The following is a 19,025-nucleotide window of genomic DNA, read 5'->3' on the forward strand; positions in this document are numbered from 1 at the left end:
CCGCGGAACCGGCTTTGCCGGGCCGCCAGTGCCGCCCCCTTGAGGGGGTCGCGCGCAGCGCGGCGGGGGTGGGTCACACGATGCGCGGCGCGAGGGAATCAATACTTGATTCGCGCGTAATAGGTCTTTTGTGATGCTTCGCGCGCCTGGCCCAGCGTGTGGATACCTTTTTCGGCCAGCAAGGGAATCAGCTTCAGAAACGCCTCGGCCGTCACCATGGCGTCGCCCAGTGCGGTGTGGCGGCCGACGATGGTGACGTTGAAACGCTCGGCCAGCGCTTCGAGGCGATGCGAATCCTGGTTCGGATGCACCAAGGCAGAGAGCAACAGCGTGTCGAGCACGGGATGGTCAAACACCACGCCGGTCTGCGTCTGCTTGAGCTGCAGAAACCGCATGTCGAAGGCCGCGTTGTGCGCCACCAGCACCGTGTCCTGCGCAAACGCATGGAATGCCGGCAGCACCTGGTCGATGGTGGGTTGACCCACCACCATCTCGGGCCGGATGCCATGGATGGGAATGCCTGCGGCTGGAATGGCACGCTTCGGATCCACCAGTTGCTCAAAGCTTTCCTGGCGCAGCAGTTTGTTGTTGACGATGCGCGCTGCACCCATCTGGATGATCTCGTCGCCCTGTGACGGGTTGAGCCCAGTGGTCTCGGTGTCGAACACGGTGTAGCTCAGATCGGTCAAGAGCCGGTCATCGAGTGAGCGGGTGAGCTCGGTGGTTTTGAAGAGGTCGAAGTCGTAATACTCGGGCCGGCTGTCTCCGGGCAAGAGGGCTGCCTGCTCGGCCTGCTCCTGCGGATTGGCCAGCGGCAGCAGCAAGCGGAAGAACGCCTGGTGTCGTGCACGCTCGCGCTCGAACCAGAACGCGCCCGCATGGCGTTCGATCACATCGCGCACCGTGAGGCGCGTCGCTTCGCCACCCGTGCGCATGGCGTCCATCTCCCAGCTCATCACCGTCTCGGTGCTCATGGCCTGACCGGTCCAGACCAGATCCAGCTGCGCCTTGCCTGCGCTGCTGGCGGCGGTGCTCAGGCGCAGCTGCACAAACTTCACGGCAAACTCGTCCTTCAACCGGCCCGCCAGGTAGACCAGCGCCTGCAGCAATGAAAAACTCTCCACCTTGAGCCAGAGACCCGAGTCGACCTCGGTCGCACTGGCATGGAGACCGGTCACCACCTCGATGCGTCGCGCTGCGGCGTTGACCAGGTCTGAGCCCAACATGTCTTCCAGCGGCCAGCGTGTCTTGAGGCTGGTGGTCGAGCCGGTCTCCAGCGTGCTGATGCGCTGGCTCAGCGCGGCCGTTTCCTCGCGCACGACACCCAGGAATCGCTCGCGCATGGCGGGCTCCAGGTCTGGGAAGTCCAGCATGTCGACGGCCGCCTGCATGTTCCCCAGCGCCGCGCGGCTGCCTTCCGTCAGGCTGAGCAGCACCTGGTCCTTGGCGGACTCGGTCTCGAAGTCGCGCGTGATGTTGTCCAGCATCAGCACAAAGCCGGTGAGGTCGCTGCCGTCTTCGGCGCTCGGCCCCTGCGTGGCCCTTACTGGCGCCATCTGCACCCGCAACAGCTGCCCGGCCGGCGTGGTGGTGACGAATTGCGCCGATGGCTGAGTCGCGCCGCGAAGCATGCGCTGCTGGATGTTCTCCAGCGCGTGCGTGACCAGTTTGCGGTCGAACACGCCGTAAATCGATCTGCCCAGGCCGATCAGCTCGGCGCCGCCGGCCACGCCAGGCGCCTGCGACAAAGCGCGGAACTGCATGCGCGCGCGGTTGTTGTAAAGCAGCACGCGGCCGTCCAGGTTGCACACGACCACACTCTGCGTGAGCTCGGACATCAGCGCGGCCAGCCGGCTCTTTTCTGCCTCGATGCCCTGCGCAGCCTCCTGCACCTTTTGCGTCATCTGCTCGCGCAATTCTTCTCGCTGCCCCACCAGCTGGTTGAAAAGGTCGGCCAGTACCCGGGTCTCGACATTGCCCTTGGGCTTGAGCGTGCGGACGACGTCGGTGCGCAGGAGGACTTGCGCTTCCTCGGCCAGCTGCACCGAGGGCGTGACCCAATGGTCAAACCAGCGCTTGAGCGCCCAGGCAATCGCCGCCATGCCGGCGCCCCAGGTCAGCAGCACCAGGACCAGCCGTTCACCCAGCAAAGCCCAGACCGTGCTGCGCTGCGCCGCCTCCAGCGTGCTCCCCACCAAAGCCATGGTCGCCAGCAACCACGCAACCGACAGCAGGGCCGCCACACCCAGCAGCCACCAGAGGCGGCGGTCGGTTTTCTGTTGGCCACTCATGGCGCCTCGCCCAGCATGTCCCGCACCTTCTGCACCAGCTCCTTGGTCGAAAAGGGCTTGGTCATGTAAGCGTTGGCGCCCAACGCCAGCCCTTTGGCCACGTCGGTGTCCCGCCCCTTGGCGGTGAGCATCAGGATCGGCGTATCGCGCAGCACGTCGCTGGCACGCACTTCGCAGCAGACGTCAAAACCCGACTTGTTCGGCATCATCACATCCAGCAGCACCAGCGCCGGTCGCTCGCGCTGCAGCACATCCATGGCTTCCTGGCCGTCGCGCGCCAGCAGCACCTCGTAGCCTTCTCGCTTCATCAGGAACTCCAGCGAGATCAGGATATTGGGTTCGTCATCGGCAATCAGGATTTTCTGGCTCATGTGTCGCTGCTCCTCTGGTTGTCTTCCGGGGATTCCGGTTCGGTGGCGCTGCCCGCGTGCGGCAGCGCAAACCCGAAACAGGCCCCCTGCCCCGGCGCAGACCGCAACCACATGCGGCCTCCGAAATGTTCCACGATCTGCCGGCTGATCGGCAAACCCAGCCCGGTGCCCCCGGGCCGGTAGTGATCATCACCTGCCACCTGCTGGAATTTCTCAAACACCACCGACTGCTGGTCGGGCGCGATGCCTGGCCCGTTGTCCTGTACCTCCAGTGTCAGCTCTGGCCCTGAATCGCTCAAGCTCAGCACCACCCGCCCCCGGGCGGTCGGGGCATATTTCAGCGCGTTCGACAGCAGGTTGAGCACCACCTGGGTCAGCCGATCAGCATCGGCCCGCACCGGGCGGACCTGCTCCGGCAATTCCAGTTCCAGCGCCACGCCTCGCTCGCGGTAGCTCTCACGAATGGAGTCCGCCGCCTGCTCGGTCACCTCTAGAAGATCCACATCGGTGCTGTGCCAGTCGGCTTGCCCCGCCTCGATCTTCGCCATGTCAAGCACCTGGCTCACAAGGCGGCTCAACCGCTCGGCTTCGGTCACGATGATGCCCAGAAACTGCCGTCGCTGCGCCAAATCCATGCTGTCATCATCACGCATCAGTTCGGACAGCGCCCTGATCGATGTCAAGGGCGTGCGCAGCTCGTGCGTCACCGAGGACATGAAGTCGTCCTTCATGTGGTCCAGGCTCTTGAGCTTCTGATTGGCCTCGCGCAGCTCGGCAGTGGCCAGTTCTAGCGAGCGCGACTTTTCCTCCAGCGCGTGCGAATAGGCCCGCAGCTGCGAAGCCTCGTCCAGTATGCGCAGCACATCGTCCAGATTGAGCGCCTCTTCTTCCACCACCGACGCCACCATCACCCGCGCCGAAGCGCTGCCGATGGCGCCAGCGAGCTGCGTTTCGACAAATTGCACCAGGCGTGCATCGGCCGGGATGTCCTCCACATGGGCCAGACCCAGGCGCTGCGCGTAATCCTGAAACAGCCGTTGGGCCACCTGCGCACCAAGAAAGCGCGCCGCCAGCGGCAGCAGCGCCGACACCTGTGCCTTGCCTTGCCAGAACACCGGGTAAGTCTCGGCGGTGCGATTGAACACATCAACAAACAGCAGGGCCTGGCTGGTTTCAGCTGCCGACGGGGAACGCCACAGCGAAACCCCGACATAGGCCACCACATTGGCCAGCAAGCTCCAGAACAGCGAGTGAGTCAGGCCATCCAGACCACTGAGACCCAGAAACGCCTCGGGTTTGAGCAGGGCCAGGCCAAACAAGCCCTCGCGCAAGAAGCCGTCATCGAGCCAGCCCGACTTCGCCAGCGAGGGCAGCATCAACGTGTAGACCCAGAAGCCGAATCCGCACAGCAGCCCGGCGAGCGCACCTGAGCGGGTGCCGCCGCGCCAGTACATGCCACCCAGAATGGCGGGCGCAAACTGAGCCACCGCTGCAAAGCTGATCAGACCAATGCTCACCAGCGCGTAGGCCTCGCCCGCCAGCCGGAAGTACAGGTAGCCCAGCAGCAGGATGCCGAGAATGGCGGTGCGGCGGATGCCCAGCAAGAGGCCGGTGAGGTCGCCGCTGGTGCGCGCGCCAAAACGCTTCATGCGCAGCAGCAGCGGCATGATCAGGTCGTTGCAGACCATGGTGGAGACGGCCGTGGCCTCCACGATGACCATCCCGGTGGCTGCCGAGAGCCCGCCCACAAAGGCCGCCAGCGCCAGCACCGTGTGGCCCTCGGCCAGAGGCAGCGAGAGCACGAAGTTCTCCGGGTCCATGCGGCCCGGTCCGAAGTAGAGCAAGCCCGCAAACGCGATCGGCAGCACAAAGAGGTTGATCAGCAGCAAATACAGCGGGAACACCCAGACAGCGCGCTTGAGGTGCCGCTCGTCCACGTTCTCCACCACCATCACCTGAAACTGGCGCGGCAGGAACAGCGCAGCGAACAAGGCCAGCAACGTCATGCCCGCCCACTGCACATAGGCGAACGACTGGCCTTGCCTGAAGCTGAGAAGCTCGCGCAGCGACTCCACCGAGCGCGCCTGCTCGAAGATCGCCGCCGGGCTGGTGAACAGCACAAAACTGGCAAATACGCCGACCGCCAGAAACGCCAGCAGCTTGACCACCGACTCGAACGCGATCGCCGCCACCATGCCCTCATGCCGCTCGGTGCTGTCCAGATGGCGGGCACCAAACACCATGGTGAAACCGGCCAGAAAAAGAGCCACATAGAGCGTGCTGTCGCGCCACCAGTCGGTGGCGATCGGCGCAGGCTGGCCCAGCGGAGAGGTCAGCACCGCGTAGCCGCTGGCCACCGCCTTGAGTTGCAGGGCGATGTAGGGGACGATGCCCACCACGGTGATCAAGGTCACCAGACCCGCCAGGGCGGGGCTCTTCCCGTAGCGGCTGGCAACCAGATCGGCGATCGAGGTGATGCGGTAGGTTTTGGCGATGCGGATCATCTTGCGCACCACCATCCAGCCCAGCAACATCGCCAGCATCGGACCCAGGTAGATCGGGAAGAACCAGACGCCTGCGGTGGCCGCGCGCCCGACGCTGCCAAAATAGGTCCAGGCGGTGCAGTAAACCGCGATCGACAGCGCGTAAACCCAGGGGCTGCCGATCACCGAGCGCCCGGCCGCGGCACGGCGGTCGCCCCAGTGGGCCACTGCGAACAGCAGTGCCAAGTAGGCGAAGGAGACGCCAATGACCAAGGACGCCGGCAGCATGGTGAGGCCTTCAGTCCTTGGCGGCACCTTGGCCATGTTGACCACGCTCCATCACCCAGGCCAGGGCCGCGATCAGCCCGGCCCAGATGAGAAACAGCGCGGTCGGAAACAGCGGCAGACCCCACAGCGTGACGTCGTGGTCCCACAACGCGAGCAGCGGAAAGTTGAACAAGACCAGGGCCAAAAAGAACAGTGCCACCAGCCGCTGGGCATCCAGACCTTCGAACATGCTTGTCTCCTGCTTGAGCTGGCCTGCAACGCCATACCCCTGGGGAGCATTGTGCGCCAGGGTCTGACGCGACACTGACCTTGTGCCATGAAAAAAGGCAGGCGAACCGCCTGCCTTTGCCCGAAGCGCTACCGGCCTACCGAGCCGAGCCAGCGAGCAGCTGCCAGGTATCAACCACGGAGTCCGGGTTCAGCGAAATCGAGCTGATGCCCTCGTCGCGCAGCCATTGCGCAAAGTCCGGGTGGTCGCTGGGGCCCTGACCACAGATGCCCACGTACTTGCCCTCGGCCTTGCAGGCGCCGATGGCCATGGTCAGCAGCGCCTTGATGGCCGGGTCGCGTTCGTCGAAGTCTTGTGCCAGCAGCTCCAGGCCAGAGTCGCGGTCCAGGCCCAGGGTGAGCTGGGTCAGGTCATTGGAGCCAATGGAGAAGCCATCGAAGAACTGCAGGAAGTCCTTGGCCAGCACGGCGTTGCTCGGGATCTCGCACATCATGATCACCTTGAGATCATGTTCGCCGCGCCGGAGGCCCTTTTCTGCCAGCAGCTCGGTGACCTTTTTGGCCTGGCCCAGGGTGCGCACAAAAGGCACCATCACCTGCACATTGGTCAGGCCCATCTCCTCGCGCACTCGCTTGATGGCCTCGCACTCCATGGCGAAGGCTTCGCGGAAGTCCTCGCTGATGTAGCGCGCAGCCCCCCGAAAACCCAGCATCGGGTTTTCTTCATCGGGCTCGTAGCGGCTGCCACCCACCAGCTTGCGGTACTCGTTGGACTTGAAGTCCGACAGACGCACGATGACCGGCTTGGGCCAGAAGGCAGCGGCGATGGTGGCCACGCCTTCGGCCACCTTGTCCACGTAGAAGGCGCGCGGAGAGGCGTGTCCACGGGCCACCGATTCCACCGCCTTCTTCAGATCGGCGTCGATCGCTGGATAGTCGAGGATGGCCTTGGGGTGCACGCCGATGTTGTTGTTGATGATGAATTCGAGCCGCGCCAGGCCGACCCCGCTGTTGGGGATCTGGCAGAAGTCGAAAGCGAGCTGAGGGTTGCCCACGTTCATCATGATCTTCACGTCCACCGGTGGCATTTCACCGCGCTTGACTTCCGTGATCTCGGTTTCCAGCAAGCCGTCGTAGATGTGGCCGGTGTCGCCCTCCGCGCAGCTCACCGTGACCAGCGTGCCGTCCTTGAGCTGTTCGGTCGCGTCGCCACAACCCACCACCGCCGGAATACCAAGCTCGCGCGCGATGATGGCCGCATGACAGGTGCGCCCCCCGCGGTTGGTCACGATGGCGCTGGCGCGCTTCATCACCGGCTCCCAGTTCGGATCGGTCATGTCGGTCACCAGCACATCGCCAGGCTTGACCTTGTCCATCTCGCTGAGGTTGTGCACCAGGCGCACCGGGCCGGTGCCAATCTTCTGTCCAATGGCTCGCCCCGACGCCAGCACAGGACCCTTGCCCTTGAGCTTGTAGCGCACCTCCGTCTTACCCGCGGCCTGGCTCTTCACCGTCTCCGGACGTGCCTGCAAGATGTACAGCTGGCCATCGGTGCCGTCCTTGCCCCATTCGATGTCCATCGGGCGTCCGTAGTGCTGCTCGATCACCAGCGCGTAGTGCGCGAGCTGCTCGACATCGGCATCGGTCAGGCTGTAGCGGTTGCGCTGCTCCACCGGCACATCGACGGTCTTGACCAGCTTGCCCTTGAACTCACCCGCCGCCTTCTCCTCGGCACTGGTGAACGTCATCTGGATCAGCTTGGAGCCCAGGTTGCGGCGAATGAGCGCGCGTTTGCCCGCTTTCAGCATGGGCTTGTGCACGTAGAACTCGTCCGGGTTCACCGCGCCCTGCACCACGGTCTCACCCAGGCCGTAGCTGGAGGTGATGAACACCACGTCTTCGAAGCCGCTTTCGGTGTCGATGGTGAACATGACACCAGCCGCGCCCGTATCAGATCGCACCATGCGCTGCACGCCGGCGGAGAGCGCCACGTCGGCGTGGGCAAAGCCTTTGTGCACCCGGTAGCTGATGGCGCGGTCGTTGTACAGGGAGGCGAAGACCTCTTTCATCTTGTGCAGCACCTCGTCGATGCCGTGCACGTTCAGAAAGGTCTCCTGCTGGCCTGCAAACGAAGCGTCCGGCAGGTCTTCGGCCGTGGCCGAAGAGCGCACCGCGAAGGTGGCCTGCTCGTCGCCATTGAACAGCGTCGTGTAGGCCGAGCGGATGGCTTGCTCCAGATCGGCGGGAAACGGCTGCTTTTCCACCATGGCCCGGATCTCGGCCCCGGCTTCGGCCAGGGCGCGCACGTCTTCGGTGTCCAGTGCGTCCAGCCGCGCGTTGATGCGATCGGTCAGGTCCTCGAATTTCAGGAACTCGCGAAACGCGTGGGCGGTGGTGGCAAAACCGGTGGGCACCTTCACGCCGCTGGGCAGCTGCGAGATCATTTCGCCGAGGCTGGCATTTTTGCCGCCGACGACCTCCACATCGCTCATGCGCAGATGCTCGAAAGGCACGACCAGATCGGTCGGAGAAAACAGTTGGGACATGGAAAGACTCCGCTCAAGTTAAAAAACCGGAAGCCGTCACGCAGCGGGAGACCTTGTTGTGCTGTTCTGGGTCGGTCGGCGGGTGGAGGCAAGAATCAGGGGCCAATGCAACCGGGATAATGGTTGCCCATGGACCGACCGATTGTAGGTGGCCCGGTCTTTGCTCACTTGATCGCTGCTGGCGGTCTTCTCGAATTCGTCACAATTGGCCATCTGGAGTTTGCCCATGCCCAACCGAACGGTATTTTTCGTCTCCGACGGCACTGGCATCACTGCCGAGACCTTTGGCAACGCCATCCTGGCTCAGTTCGAGACCGAGGTGCGCCGTGTGCGCTTGCCGTTTCTCGACAGCGTGGACAAAGCCCATCAGGCCGTGCGCCAGATCAACCACACGGCCGAGGTGGAGGGCAAACGCCCTCTGGTGTTCGTGACAGTGGTCAACATGGAGGTGCTGAAGGTCATCAAGGCGGAATGCAGCGGCATGATGCTGGACATGTTCGGCACCTTCGTCGAGCCGCTGGAGGCCGAGCTGGGCATCAAGTCCAACCACCGGGTGGGTCGATTCTCCGATGCCTCCAAGAGCAAGGAGTACGACGACCGCATCGAGGCCATCAATTTTTCGCTGATGCACGACGATGGTCAGAGTCACCGCGATCTGGAAGGCTCCGACGTGATTCTGGTCGGTGTGAGCCGCAGTGGCAAAACGCCCACCAGCCTGTATCTGGCGATGCAGCACGGGCTCAAGGCGTCCAATTACCCGCTGATTCCCGAAGACTTCGACCGCCGCAAACTGCCGCCGGCCCTGGTCCCTCATCGCAAGAAGATCTTTGGCCTCACCATCGCCCCCGATCGCCTGGCCCAGATCCGCAACGAGCGCCGGCCCAACTCGCGCTACGCCAGCCTGGAGAACTGCCGCGCCGAGGTGAGCGAGGCCGAAGCCATGATGCGGCGAGAAGGCATTCGCTGGCTCTCGACCACGACCAAATCGATCGAAGAAATCGCGACCACCATCCTGCAGGAAATTCGTCCCGAACGGCTGGGCTACTGAGACGCGCTCAGCTGGACTTGTCGGCGTCCACGGCTCCCTTTTTCGCCTTGGTCTTGGGACCCAGGCCATGAGCCTGGCGGCTCAGCGCAAACGAGGCAAACAGCTTGACCCACAGCGTGACGCCCGCAATCGCGATCCAGTCATCGGCCGCGAGTGCCTGAAAGCCCAGCACGGCGATCAGCACCCCCACCATGACGATGCCACCCACTGCGTTGATCGCCATCTCGTAAGGCGCGTACTTCTCGGCATCTGGCGGTGGCATGCCTTTTTTCAGCGCCACCTCAGAGAAGTCGCGGCGCACCAGGATGCGCCAGGCCCGACGCAGCCAGAAGAAGGCCACGGGAAACAGGATCAGCAGAAAAATCCAGTTGAAGATGTAAACACTGGGCAAGTTCATCCGGCAAACCTTGTAGAAATGGGCGTCGCTTGCGCTCCGCTCAGGCCAGGCATTCGCCTGATCTGAGGGCAGCGCCCTGAACACACTGTCCGCAAATAAACGGATTGTGCGACACAGGGGTGCGTTCACTCAAAAACAAAGACCCCGTCAGCAAGCTGACGGGGTCCCGATTCACCTCTGCACCGGGCCATGACCCGGTGCGAGAGGTGTCAAGCCATCAGTGGCCGCCAGTGGCCGCGCCCGCACCCTTGGGGATGCGAACCGACTCGACGAGGGCTTGGATGTGCTTGGGTGCCGGTGCAGACATCTTGTTCACCAGGAAGGCCACCACGAAGTTGGTTATGGCGCCCACGGTACCGAAGGCCTCAGGGGTGATGCCGAAGAAGCTGTTGGCGCCTCCGATCAGACCCAGGAATTCGGTGCCCTTGATGAAGAAGATGCCTTTGTGTGCGAACACGTAGAACAACGTGACAGCCAGACCCGCCAGCATGCCGGCGATGGCGCCCTTGTCGCTCATGGTGCGGCTGAAGATACCCATCATCAACGCAGGGAAGATGGTGGATGCCGCCAGACCGAAGGCCAGGGCCACGGTACCTGCTGCAAAGCCTGGCGGGTTCAAGCCAAGGTAACCTGCCACGAAGATGGCTGCTGCCATGGCGATCTTGCCGGCCATGAGTTCACCCTTCTCGCTGATATCGGGCTTGATGGCACCCTTGATCAGGTCGTGGGAGATGGCAGAGGAGATCACCAGCAACAGACCGGCAGCGGTCGACAGCGCAGCGGCCAGACCACCGGCGGCCACCAGCGCGATCACCCAGTTGGGCAGCAGCGCGATTTCCGGGTTGGCCAGCACGATGATGTCGGCGTTCACGGTCAGCTCATTGCCCTTCCAGCCAGCCGCTTCGGCCTTGCCTTTGGCGGCTTCGTTCTTGGTCTTGTCGTTGTAGTACTGGATGCGGCCGTCGCCGTTCTTGTCTTCCCACTTCAGCAGACCGGTTTTTTCCCAGCGCTGCATCCAGGCCGGACGGTCTGCGTAGACCAGGCTGGCATCGGCGGCGTACACGTCGGCATTGGCTTTCACCGAATCGGCGCTCACCACGATGCCGCCCTCGGGGCTCTTCACCAGGCCGACCGCAGAGTTCACGGTACCGATCAGGTTCAGACGCGCCATGGCGCCCACGGCAGGTGCCGTGGTGTACAGCAGGGCAATGAAAACCAGGGCCCAGCCAGCAGAGGCGCGGGCATCGGACACTTTCGGCACGGTGAAGAAGCGAACGATCACGTGGGGCAGACCGGCGGTACCGACCATGAGCGAGATCGTGTAGAACAGCATGTTCAGCGTGCTGCCGTTGGTCGTGGTGGTGTACTGGTTGAAGCCGAGATCGGTCACCACCTGGTCAAGCTTGGCCAGCAGCGAGATGTCGGTACCCGCCAGGTCAGAGCCCAGGCCCAACTGTGGCAGGAAGTTGCCGGTCAGGTTCAGGGAGATGAAGAAGGCCGGCACCAGGTAGGCCAGGATCAGCACGATGTACTGCGCCACCTGGGTGTAGGTGATGCCCTTCATGCCGCCGAACACCGCGTAGGCAAACACGATGGCCATGCCGATGTAGATGCCTTGCTCGTTGGACACGCCCAGGAAACGCGCAAAGGTCACGCCCACACCGGTCATCTGACCAATGATGTACACGACCGAGATCACCAGCAGGCAGATCACCGCGACGTTGCGAGCCAGGCTGGAGTAGAACCGGTCGCCGATGAACTCGGGCACGGTGAACTTGCCGAACTTGCGCAGGTAGGGTGCCAGCAGCATGGCCAGCAGAACGTAGCCGCCGGTCCAGCCCATCAGGAACACGGCGCCGCCGTAGCCCAGGTTGGAGATCAGGCCGGCCATGGAGATGAAGGACGCGGCCGACATCCAGTCAGCGGCCGTGGCCATGCCGTTGGTCACGGGGTGCACCCCGCCGCCGGCGACATAGAACTCGGACGTGCTGCCAGCGCGCGCCCAGAAGGCGATGCCGAGGTAGAGCGCGAAGCTCAACCCGACAAACAGATAAATGGTGGTTTGCAGTGCCATGTTGATTCCTTGTGATCAGTCTTCTTGCACGCCGAACTTGCGGTCGATCTTGCCCATCGCCTTGGCGTAATAGAAGATCAGGGCGATGAAGATGTAGATGGAGCCTTGTTGGGCAAACCAGAAGCCCAGCGGATAGCCGCCGAGCTGGATGCTGTTGAGCATGGGGGCGAACAGGATGCCAGCACCATAGGAAACCAGTGCCCAGATGATCAACACCTTGGTCAGCAGTCCTAAAGTCGCCTTCCAGTAGGCATTTGCGTTGTCTTGACTATTCATTGAAGTCATCTCCTCGGAGTGATGCTTTCCGTTTTGACGGGGTAAACCGCCACGCTTTGCATGCCAGCCACTGTGCGGTTTTTGGCATTACGAGGCGGACTGTGGACACCCTTTCTTACATCAAAATTGCTGGCGCCCTGCTTGGACACCGGGCCTAGGGTAAGCCCCTAGCAATTAGCGGCAGGCGGGCAAAGTCACTCTCCAAAAGCGCGGCCCGCTGCCTTTGCCGCCCAGCCCGTGGGCCCCAATGTCTGACTCCTTCCGTTTCACGCCCAGGGCGCCGAGCGCCTGGAATTTGGGACAAGTTGCATACCGTGCAAGATCAGCGACGGGCGCAAGCGATGGCGATCCGGCCCCAGGCGCTGCGGCTCGCTGGCTGGAGGTGGGTTGCTGGGCTTGCAGTGCTACTGCGACCATCACGGGGAGGTGCCCCAGGTCAGCGGTGAGGGCCCAACAGGCACGACGAGACCGGGTGCCAATGTGACAGCCAACTGATCGATAACCGGTTCTCCTGACTGCTCTGCCGTGTGCGCTGCGGTGGCGCAAGGGGTCGAGCTGCCTGACGGCAGCCAATGCGGCGCGCAGCCGCTGGCGGAGCTGACGCTTACCGCGGGTGCTCGGGCGCAGCGCCTCATGCCGCCGCCCGCGTGAGGCTGGTAGGTCCTCCAGCCCAACAGGCGGCTTTTGCGCCCGATGGCAAGGTGAGACGCCGCGTGCCGCCAGCCATGCCGTCACCGGTCCCGACATCGCGCTCACGCGGATCGAGCACGCTCGGCGGCTGCAGCGCATGCCGTGAGAGCCGCGCCGCCGATGCACTCAGGCCGGCGAAGCCTCGGCCACTGGCACTGCCGCGGTGGGCACCGAGGGCTGACGGATCAGGTAGTCGAAGGCGCTGAGCGCGGCCTTGGAGCCGTCGCCCGCAGCGATCACGATCTGCTTGTACGGTACCGTCGTGCAGTCACCAGCGGCGAACACGCCCGGCAGGTTGGTGTGGCCCTTGGCATCGACCTCGATCTCGCCGAAGCGGCTCAAATCCACCGTGCCTTTGAGCCATTCGGTGTTGGGCACGAGACCGATCTGCACAAACACACCTGCCAACTCGACCAGCTGCTCCTCGCCGCTCACACGGTCCTTGAAACGCAGCCCGTTCACCTTGCCATCGGCGCCGGTGATCTCGGTGGTCTGGGCGTTGACGTGGATCGTCACATTGGGCAGGCTCTTGAGCTTGCTCACCAGCACCGCGTCGGCCTTCAGCGCGTCGGCAAACTCGACCAGCGTCACGTGCTGCACGATGCCAGCCAGATCGATCGCGGCCTCGACACCCGAGTTGCCGCCGCCAATCACCGCGACCCGCTTGCCCTTGAACAGCGGACCGTCGCAGTGCGGGCAGTAGGCCACGCCCTTGTTGCGGTATTCCTGCTCGCCAGGCACGTTCACGTTGCGCCAGCGCGCGCCGGTCGAGAGGATCACGCTGCGGCTCTTGAGCGTGCCGCCGTTGGCCATCTGCAGTGTGATCAGGCCGCCCGGTTCGGTTGCGGGCACCAGCTGGTCTGCGCGTTGCAGGTTCATCAGGTCCACCTCGTAGTGGCGCACCTGGGCTTCGAGCGCCGCGGCGAACTTCGGCCCGTCGGTCTCCAGCACGCTGATGTAGTTTTCGATCGCCATGGTGTCGTTGGTCTGGCCACCAAAGCGCTCGGCCGCCACTCCAACGCGAATGCCCTTGCGCGCGGCGTACACCGCCGCGGCTGCACCGGCGGGTCCACCGCCCACGATGAGCACATCAAAAGGATCTTTTTCGCTCAGTTTGGCCGCCTCGCGCTCGTCGGACTTCACATCGAGCTTGGCCACGATTTCTTCCAGCAGCATGCGGCCCGATCCGAACACCTCGTCGTTGCGGTACATCAGCGGCACCGCCAGCACCTGGCGCCGATCCACCTCTTCCTGGAACAGCGCGCCGTCGATAACCACGGTCTGGATATTCGGGTTCAGGATGGCCATCAGGCTCGCAGCCTGCACCACGTCCGGGCAGTTGTGGCACGACAGGCTCATGTAGACCTCGAACCGGTGCTCGCCTTCCAGGGCCTTGATCTGCTCGATCACCTCGGCCTCGACCTTGGGCGGATGGCCACCGGTCCACAGCAGAGCGAGCACGAGCGACGTGAACTCATGGCCCAGTGGAATGGCCGCGAAGCGCACACCGGTGGACTCGCCCTCGCGAGCAATCACGAAAGAGGGCTTGCGAGCGTCTGAGCCTGATTCGTCAAACGACACCTTGTCGGACAAGGCGGCGATTTCCGTCAGCAGCGCACGCATTTCGCCGGCCTTGGCGCTGTCGTCGAGCGAAGCGATTAGGCGGATGGGCTGGCGCAGCATCCCCAGGTAGGAGGAAAGCTGGGTGGTGAGGGTGGCGTCAAGCATGGTGGACTCCTTCAAACATCAAGAAAATGGGTGCACTGAACCAGTGCCGCTGGTGCATGAGCCTCATAAGAAGCCCATGGGTCTGCGGTACGAGAGAAAAACAGCAATGGAGGAACGAGATGTCCCTTTCCAGAACGCCGCCGATCCGGCTCTGCCGGTCGGCCAGCGTTGTCCCCCGGGGGGAAGACGCGCCGCAGGCGCGGCGCAGGAGGGATCAGATTTTCCCGACCAGATCCAGCGAAGGCGTCAGCGTCTCGGCGCCTTCGTTCCACTTGGCAGGGCAGACCTGGCCTGGGTTCTTGGCCACGTACTGGGCAGCCTTGAGCTTGCGCAGGGTTTCCTTCACATCGCGGGCGATGCTGTTGTCGTGCACTTCCATGGTCTTGATCACGCCATCGGGGTTGATGATGAAGGTGCCGCGCAGCGCAAGGCCCTCTTCCTCGATGTGCACGCCAAAGCCGCGTGTCAGCTGGTGCGTCGGATCGCCAACCAGCGGGAACTTGGCCTTGCCCACAGCTGGCGAGGTCTCGTGCCAGACCTTGTGCGAGAAATGGGTGTCGGTGGTCACGATGTAGACCTCGGCGCCTGCCTTCTGGAATTCCGCGTAGTTGTCAGCGGCGTCTTCCACTTCGGTGGGGCAGTTGAAGGTGAACGCGGCGGGCATGAAGATCAGCACCGACCACTTGCCAGCGAGGTCCTTGTCGGAGACTTCGATGAACTTGCCTTGCTTGAAAGCCTGAGCCTTGAACGGCTGAACCTTGGTGTTGATCAGGGAGAGAGCGTTGATGATGGACATGGTGTTTTCCTTCTGTCGGCGGGTTGATGAAACGGTGGCAGCGCTTTTTTTGCTGCGACCCCTGAATAATAGATATGAACTATGGATACGTCGAATTGATAGTCACGATCAAATCGATAGCTTTTTTGTTGCTGCGCAACATTTGAAGATCTGTCATTCAACGGTAATGCGACCCGTTCGTATTTGGTCTTACACGCGAACCTCCCAGCCAGCCAGGCAGCCACCACCGCCCGCGCGATGCAGCTTGCCGAGCACCTCGACGCTCCGCTGCCCACATGCCCATTCGCGCTTGCACCCCCGCTTCTTCTCCCCATCTGCCAACGCCTGCGGCCACCAGCGGGACCATTGCTACGCACCAACCGCCCTGCCCCTGGGCGCCCTGCTGCTGGCCAGTTCGCTCGGCGCCTTGGACCAGACCCCGTCCGCCGAAGCCACAATGAGCACCGTGACGGTGCGCGCCCGCTCTACAACCACCCCTGACTGCTGGGCCGCACGGTCGCCCACCCCATCCTGGTCGCGCCCATGGCGCACCAGCGCCTGGCCCATCCGCAGGGCGAGCTCGCTGTCGCGCTGGCCGCGGCAGCGCTCGGTGCCGGCATGGTGCTGAGCACCCAGTCCAGCACCCGGCTTGAAGACGCGGCCCCCCTCTATCTCCGCGAACCCGACCGTGGCCCGCTGTGGTTCCAGCTCTCCCTGCAAGCCGAGCGCGAGGTCTGCTGCGAACTTGTGCAACGCGCAGAGCGCGCGGCTTTTGAGGTGCTGGTGCTGACAGTGGACGCGCCAGTCAACGGCGTGCGCGATCGCGAGCGGCGCGCCCGCTTCGCGCTGCCGCCCGGCATCTCGTCGGTCAACCTGCAAGGTCTGCCCGCACCAGCCCTCAACACTCGGATTCCCGGGCAAAGTGCGCTGTTTGATGGCCTGCTGGCCCATACCCCGACCTGGGAGGATGTCACCTGGTTGCGCTCCATCACACGATTGCCGGTGCTCCTCAAAGGCATCACCCACGCCCAGGACGCGCGGCTGACCATCGAGCACGGTGCAGCCGGTGTCGTTGTCTCCAACCATGGCGGGCGTACGCTTGACACGCTACCCGCCACCGCTCAGCTGCTGCCCGCCGTCGTGAATGCCGTTGCCGGACAGGTGCCTGTGCTGGTGGACGGCTGCATCCGGCGCGGCACCAACGCGCTCAAGGCGATGGCGCTGGGCGCTTCGGCCGTCCTGGTGGGCCGCCCGGTTTTGCACGGTCTGGCCAACGCAGGCGCGGTGGGGGTGGCCGATGTGCTGCGCCTGTTGCGCGACGAACTGGAAGTTGCCATGGCGCTCACCGGCTGCCCTGATCTGCAGAGCTGCGACAGGGTGCTCGATGGGCCCACCACCGATCGGTCTGTCAAAGCTCATTTCAACAGATTTCACTGAATGCGAACCATTCTCATTTAGAATGCTGTCTTTCCAGCAAGCTCGAAACCCGGGGCGAAAGGACACCATGACCACCAGCCTCCTCTTCCTCAGCGGCAGCTTGCTCCTTACCCTTGCTTGCGCATGGTGGGCGCTGCGTCGCTGAACCGCCAGCCGGCTTCACGTTCATCGTTCACTGTCTGCCCCGCCTAGACTATGGTGTACGCCAACGCTCTCCCCATGGACCCCATCGCGAACCTTCTCGGGCGGGGCACACCCCCTCCTGCCCATACCGTCTGAACTTGCCGATGGATCGCCGCCTCCTGATCGCCGCCACCGTGCTCGTGCTGCACCTGCTTGCCCTGTGGGCACTGCATGCCGGTCTGCTGCACCGCCCGGTGGAGCAGGTGATTCCGGTGCAGGTTCTGGCCGAACTGATCGAACCGCCCCAGCCGGCGCCCGAACCCGCACCACCCACCCCAGCCCCACCCGAACCGGCGCAGCGCCAACAACAGCCCAAGACTTCTCCCAAGCCACCGCCCCGCCCACAGGCGGTAGCCGTGGCACCGGCCACACCCGACCCAGCGCCTTCACCCTCGCCCGCCACCCCCGGTCCCGCGCCGGTCAGTCCGGCAGCCACCCCTACCGACACCGCGCCGCTCGCGGTCGAGCTGGCTGCGCCCGCGCCACCAGCGCCACCTGCACCGCCCCGGATCGACCTGCCTTCGAGCAGCGCCGACTACCTGAACAACCCGCCTCCGCCCTACCCTCCGCTGTCCAAACGCCTGGGCGAACAAGGCCAGGTGGTGGTCCGCGCCCGCATCGAGGTCAACGGCACCGCCAGCCAGGTGGAGATCCGCACCTCCAGCGGCTTTGAGCGGCTGGACCGCGCGGCCCTGGAGACCGTCAAGGGCTGGCGCTATGTGCCGGGCAAACGCGGCGGCGTGGCCGAAGCGATGTGGTTCAACATTCCGATCCGCTTTGTGCTCGACTAGGGCCTTTTCACACTGTTTTGTATCTCTCGGAGTTTCTTGTATGGACCCCCAACTCACCTCATCGGGCATCGCGCATGTCTGGACTCAGGGCGACGCCGTCATCCGCACGGTGGCGCTGGTGCTGCTGGCGATGTCGCTGGCTACCTGGATCATCATCCTGTGGAAGGCGCTGGATCAGCGGACCCAGCGCCGCCAGGCCAAAGCCTGTGAAGGTTTCTGGCACAGCGCCGACTTCGCCGAAGGCCTGGACAAGCTGGGCGCCCCCGAGGGCAATCCATTTCGCTCACTCGCCACCGAAGGCCGGGAGGCAGCGCGCCACATCCTGCACCAGGACGGCCGCACCAGCCCTCAGCTGCACGACCAGCTCGACCTCAGCGACTGGATTGAGCGAAGCCTGCGCAACAGCCTGGACGACTTCACCGCGCGCGCCCAGAGCGGACTCACGGTACTGGCTTCCATCGCCTCCACCGCGCCTTTCGTGGGCCTGTTCGGTACCGTCTGGGGCATCTATCACGCCCTGCTGGGCATCAGCGCAGCAGGCACCGTGGGCATTGACCAGGTGGCCGGACCGATCGGCGAGGCGCTGATCATGACGGCGCTTGGCCTGCTGGTCGCCATCCCCGCCGTGCTGGGCTACAACGCGCTGGTGCGCGGCAACAAAGGCATCGTGCACCGGCTCAATCGGTTCGCCAACGATCTGCACGCGTACTTCGTCACCGGTGCACGCGTCACCGCGGGCGGCGACGCCAAGGTCTTGCCCTTGAAGCGAGGTTGACACCATGGCCATTGGAACTCAGGACGACAGCGACCAGATGCTCAGCGAGATCAACATGATCCCGTTCATCGACGTCATGCTGGTGCTGCTCATCATCTTCATCATCACCGTGCCGGTGATCAAACACGCGGTCAACGTCGACCTGCCGCGCGCCAACAACGAGAAGTTGCTCGACAAGACGCAAAACGTGCGTCTCACGGTGGATGCCGACGGCACGTACTTCTGGAACGACGAGCTGCTGACCGACGCAGCTTTCGAGCAGCGCCTGTCGGCCGCCGCCATCCAGCAACCGCAACCCGAGCTGCACATCCGCGGCGACCGCGCTGTGCGCTACGAGCGCGTGGCCCAGGCGTTGGCAGCGGCGCAGCGCGCCGGCGTGCAAAAGATTGGTTTTGTGACCGAGCCGCAGCTGCCATGAGCGTCGTGCATCCACCACCTGAGGGGATTTCCCAGGACCACGCCGCGCCTGATTCGGCAACCGGTGGCAAGCCGCCGCAGACATGCACGTCCGCCGCCATCCGCAGCGAGACCTTGCTTCGCGGCCAACCCTACGTGGCGATCCATCATCAGGGTGCGGTCTACCGGCTGCAAGCCACCCGCCAGGGCAAGCTCATCCTGACCAAGTGAGATGGCCACGCAGCGAC

The 19,025-nt window shown here is 63.9% G+C and carries 15 protein-coding genes and 1 pseudogene; 6 read left to right on the forward strand and 10 right to left on the reverse strand.

The window, feature by feature from the left end:
* Positions 1 to 98: 98 nt before the first annotated feature.
* The 5 genes from QUV25_RS08050 to ppsA all read right to left on the reverse strand — a co-directional run bounded on the left by QUV25_RS08050 (position 99) and on the right by ppsA (position 8,207).
* Positions 99 to 2,291 carry an exonuclease domain-containing protein gene (locus QUV25_RS08050; RefSeq protein WP_300863089.1) on the reverse strand — a complete coding sequence of 731 codons (2,193 nt, stop codon included), beginning with the start codon at positions 2,289 to 2,291 and terminating at the stop codon, positions 99 to 101.
* A complete protein-coding gene (locus QUV25_RS08055; protein WP_300863091.1) occupies positions 2,288 to 2,662 on the reverse strand; it encodes a response regulator in 375 nt (124 codons plus the stop codon). Before QUV25_RS08055 ends, QUV25_RS08050 begins: the two co-directional genes overlap by 4 nt.
* On the reverse strand, positions 2,659 to 5,469 hold the full coding sequence (locus tag QUV25_RS08060; protein ID WP_300863093.1) for a sensor histidine kinase: 2,811 nt from the start codon (positions 5,467 to 5,469) through the stop codon (positions 2,659 to 2,661). Before QUV25_RS08060 ends, QUV25_RS08055 begins: the two co-directional genes overlap by 4 nt.
* Positions 5,444 to 5,662, reverse strand: coding sequence for a hypothetical protein (locus QUV25_RS08065; RefSeq protein ID WP_300863094.1), 219 nt, complete (start codon positions 5,660 to 5,662; stop codon positions 5,444 to 5,446). Before QUV25_RS08065 ends, QUV25_RS08060 begins: the two co-directional genes overlap by 26 nt.
* A 136-nt stretch (positions 5,663 to 5,798) precedes the next feature.
* Positions 5,799 to 8,207, reverse strand: a complete 2,409-nt coding sequence (ppsA, locus tag QUV25_RS08070) for a phosphoenolpyruvate synthase (RefSeq protein WP_300863095.1) — start codon at positions 8,205 to 8,207, stop codon at positions 5,799 to 5,801.
* Between the two features lie 226 nt (positions 8,208 to 8,433).
* Between ppsA and QUV25_RS08075 the strand changes: the two genes are divergently transcribed.
* Positions 8,434 to 9,255 (forward strand): pyruvate, water dikinase regulatory protein, encoded by an 822-nt coding sequence (locus QUV25_RS08075; protein WP_300863096.1) that lies wholly within the window; start codon positions 8,434 to 8,436, stop codon positions 9,253 to 9,255.
* Positions 9,256 to 9,262: 7 nt separating this feature from the next.
* Here QUV25_RS08075 and QUV25_RS08080 read toward each other — a convergent pair whose 3' ends face one another.
* The 5 genes from QUV25_RS08080 to ahpC form a co-directional block, all read right to left on the reverse strand.
* Positions 9,263 to 9,652, reverse strand: coding sequence for a hypothetical protein (locus QUV25_RS08080; RefSeq protein WP_300863097.1), 390 nt, complete (start codon positions 9,650 to 9,652; stop codon positions 9,263 to 9,265).
* A gap of 217 nt (positions 9,653 to 9,869) precedes the next feature.
* Positions 9,870 to 11,726 (reverse strand): sodium:solute symporter family protein, encoded by a 1,857-nt coding sequence (locus QUV25_RS08085; protein ID WP_300863099.1) that lies wholly within the window; start codon positions 11,724 to 11,726, stop codon positions 9,870 to 9,872.
* A gap of 15 nt (positions 11,727 to 11,741) precedes the next feature.
* Entirely contained in the window at positions 11,742 to 12,011 is a 270-nt protein-coding gene (locus QUV25_RS08090) for a DUF4212 domain-containing protein (RefSeq protein WP_366945644.1), read from the reverse strand.
* A gap of 807 nt (positions 12,012 to 12,818) precedes the next feature.
* Positions 12,819 to 14,420 carry an alkyl hydroperoxide reductase subunit F gene (gene ahpF / locus QUV25_RS08095; protein ID WP_300863101.1) on the reverse strand — a complete coding sequence of 534 codons (1,602 nt, stop codon included), beginning with the start codon at positions 14,418 to 14,420 and terminating at the stop codon, positions 12,819 to 12,821.
* Between the two features lie 214 nt (positions 14,421 to 14,634).
* Positions 14,635 to 15,216, reverse strand: coding sequence for an alkyl hydroperoxide reductase subunit C (gene ahpC / locus QUV25_RS08100; RefSeq protein ID WP_300863102.1), 582 nt, complete (start codon positions 15,214 to 15,216; stop codon positions 14,635 to 14,637).
* A 480-nt stretch (positions 15,217 to 15,696) separates the two neighbouring features.
* Between ahpC and QUV25_RS08105 the strand changes: the two are divergent.
* The 5 genes and pseudogenes from QUV25_RS08105 to QUV25_RS08125 all read left to right on the forward strand — a co-directional run.
* Positions 15,697 to 16,632: pseudogene (locus tag QUV25_RS08105) on the forward strand (alpha-hydroxy acid oxidase); the annotation flags it as partial.
* A 287-nt stretch (positions 16,633 to 16,919) separates the two neighbouring features.
* On the forward strand, positions 16,920 to 17,606 hold the full coding sequence (locus tag QUV25_RS08110) for an energy transducer TonB (RefSeq protein WP_300863103.1): 687 nt from the start codon (positions 16,920 to 16,922) through the stop codon (positions 17,604 to 17,606).
* A 40-nt stretch (positions 17,607 to 17,646) separates the two neighbouring features.
* Positions 17,647 to 18,381, forward strand: coding sequence for a MotA/TolQ/ExbB proton channel family protein (locus tag QUV25_RS08115; RefSeq protein ID WP_300863105.1), 735 nt, complete (start codon positions 17,647 to 17,649; stop codon positions 18,379 to 18,381).
* A 4-nt stretch (positions 18,382 to 18,385) separates the two neighbouring features.
* Positions 18,386 to 18,799, forward strand: coding sequence for a biopolymer transporter ExbD (locus QUV25_RS08120; RefSeq protein ID WP_300863107.1), 414 nt, complete (start codon positions 18,386 to 18,388; stop codon positions 18,797 to 18,799).
* A complete protein-coding gene (locus QUV25_RS08125) occupies positions 18,796 to 19,008 on the forward strand; it encodes a hemin uptake protein HemP (RefSeq protein WP_300863108.1) in 213 nt (70 codons plus the stop codon). Before QUV25_RS08120 ends, QUV25_RS08125 begins: the two co-directional genes overlap by 4 nt.
* Positions 19,009 to 19,025: the final 17 nt, after the last annotated feature.

Origin of the sequence: Hydrogenophaga sp. (assembly GCF_030373245.1) — a bacterium.
Lineage (GTDB): Bacteria > Pseudomonadota > Gammaproteobacteria > Burkholderiales > Burkholderiaceae_C > Hydrogenophaga.

What these genes read in the sequence shown, in the direction of transcription:
- QUV25_RS08050 (WP_300863089.1), bottom strand. Translation starts at nt 2,291, where the DNA reads ATGAGTGGCCAACAGAAAACCGACCGCCGCCTCTGGTGGCTGCTGGGT.
- QUV25_RS08055 (WP_300863091.1), bottom strand. Translation starts at nt 2,662, where the DNA reads ATGAGCCAGAAAATCCTGATTGCCGATGACGAACCCAATATCCTGATC.
- QUV25_RS08060 (WP_300863093.1), bottom strand. Translation starts at nt 5,469, where the DNA reads ATGGCCAAGGTGCCGCCAAGGACTGAAGGCCTCACCATGCTGCCGGCG.
- QUV25_RS08065 (WP_300863094.1), bottom strand. Translation starts at nt 5,662, where the DNA reads ATGTTCGAAGGTCTGGATGCCCAGCGGCTGGTGGCACTGTTCTTTTTG.
- ppsA (WP_300863095.1), bottom strand. Translation starts at nt 8,207, where the DNA reads ATGTCCCAACTGTTTTCTCCGACCGATCTGGTCGTGCCTTTCGAGCAT.
- QUV25_RS08075 (WP_300863096.1), top strand. Translation starts at nt 8,434, where the DNA reads ATGCCCAACCGAACGGTATTTTTCGTCTCCGACGGCACTGGCATCACT.
- QUV25_RS08080 (WP_300863097.1), bottom strand. Translation starts at nt 9,652, where the DNA reads ATGAACTTGCCCAGTGTTTACATCTTCAACTGGATTTTTCTGCTGATC.
- QUV25_RS08085 (WP_300863099.1), bottom strand. Translation starts at nt 11,726, where the DNA reads ATGGCACTGCAAACCACCATTTATCTGTTTGTCGGGTTGAGCTTCGCG.
- QUV25_RS08090 (WP_366945644.1), bottom strand. Translation starts at nt 12,011, where the DNA reads ATGACTTCAATGAATAGTCAAGACAACGCAAATGCCTACTGGAAGGCG.
- ahpF (WP_300863101.1), bottom strand. Translation starts at nt 14,420, where the DNA reads ATGCTTGACGCCACCCTCACCACCCAGCTTTCCTCCTACCTGGGGATG.
- ahpC (WP_300863102.1), bottom strand. Translation starts at nt 15,216, where the DNA reads ATGTCCATCATCAACGCTCTCTCCCTGATCAACACCAAGGTTCAGCCG.
- QUV25_RS08110 (WP_300863103.1), top strand. Translation starts at nt 16,920, where the DNA reads ATGGATCGCCGCCTCCTGATCGCCGCCACCGTGCTCGTGCTGCACCTG.
- QUV25_RS08115 (WP_300863105.1), top strand. Translation starts at nt 17,647, where the DNA reads ATGGACCCCCAACTCACCTCATCGGGCATCGCGCATGTCTGGACTCAG.
- QUV25_RS08120 (WP_300863107.1), top strand. Translation starts at nt 18,386, where the DNA reads ATGGCCATTGGAACTCAGGACGACAGCGACCAGATGCTCAGCGAGATC.
- QUV25_RS08125 (WP_300863108.1), top strand. Translation starts at nt 18,796, where the DNA reads ATGAGCGTCGTGCATCCACCACCTGAGGGGATTTCCCAGGACCACGCC.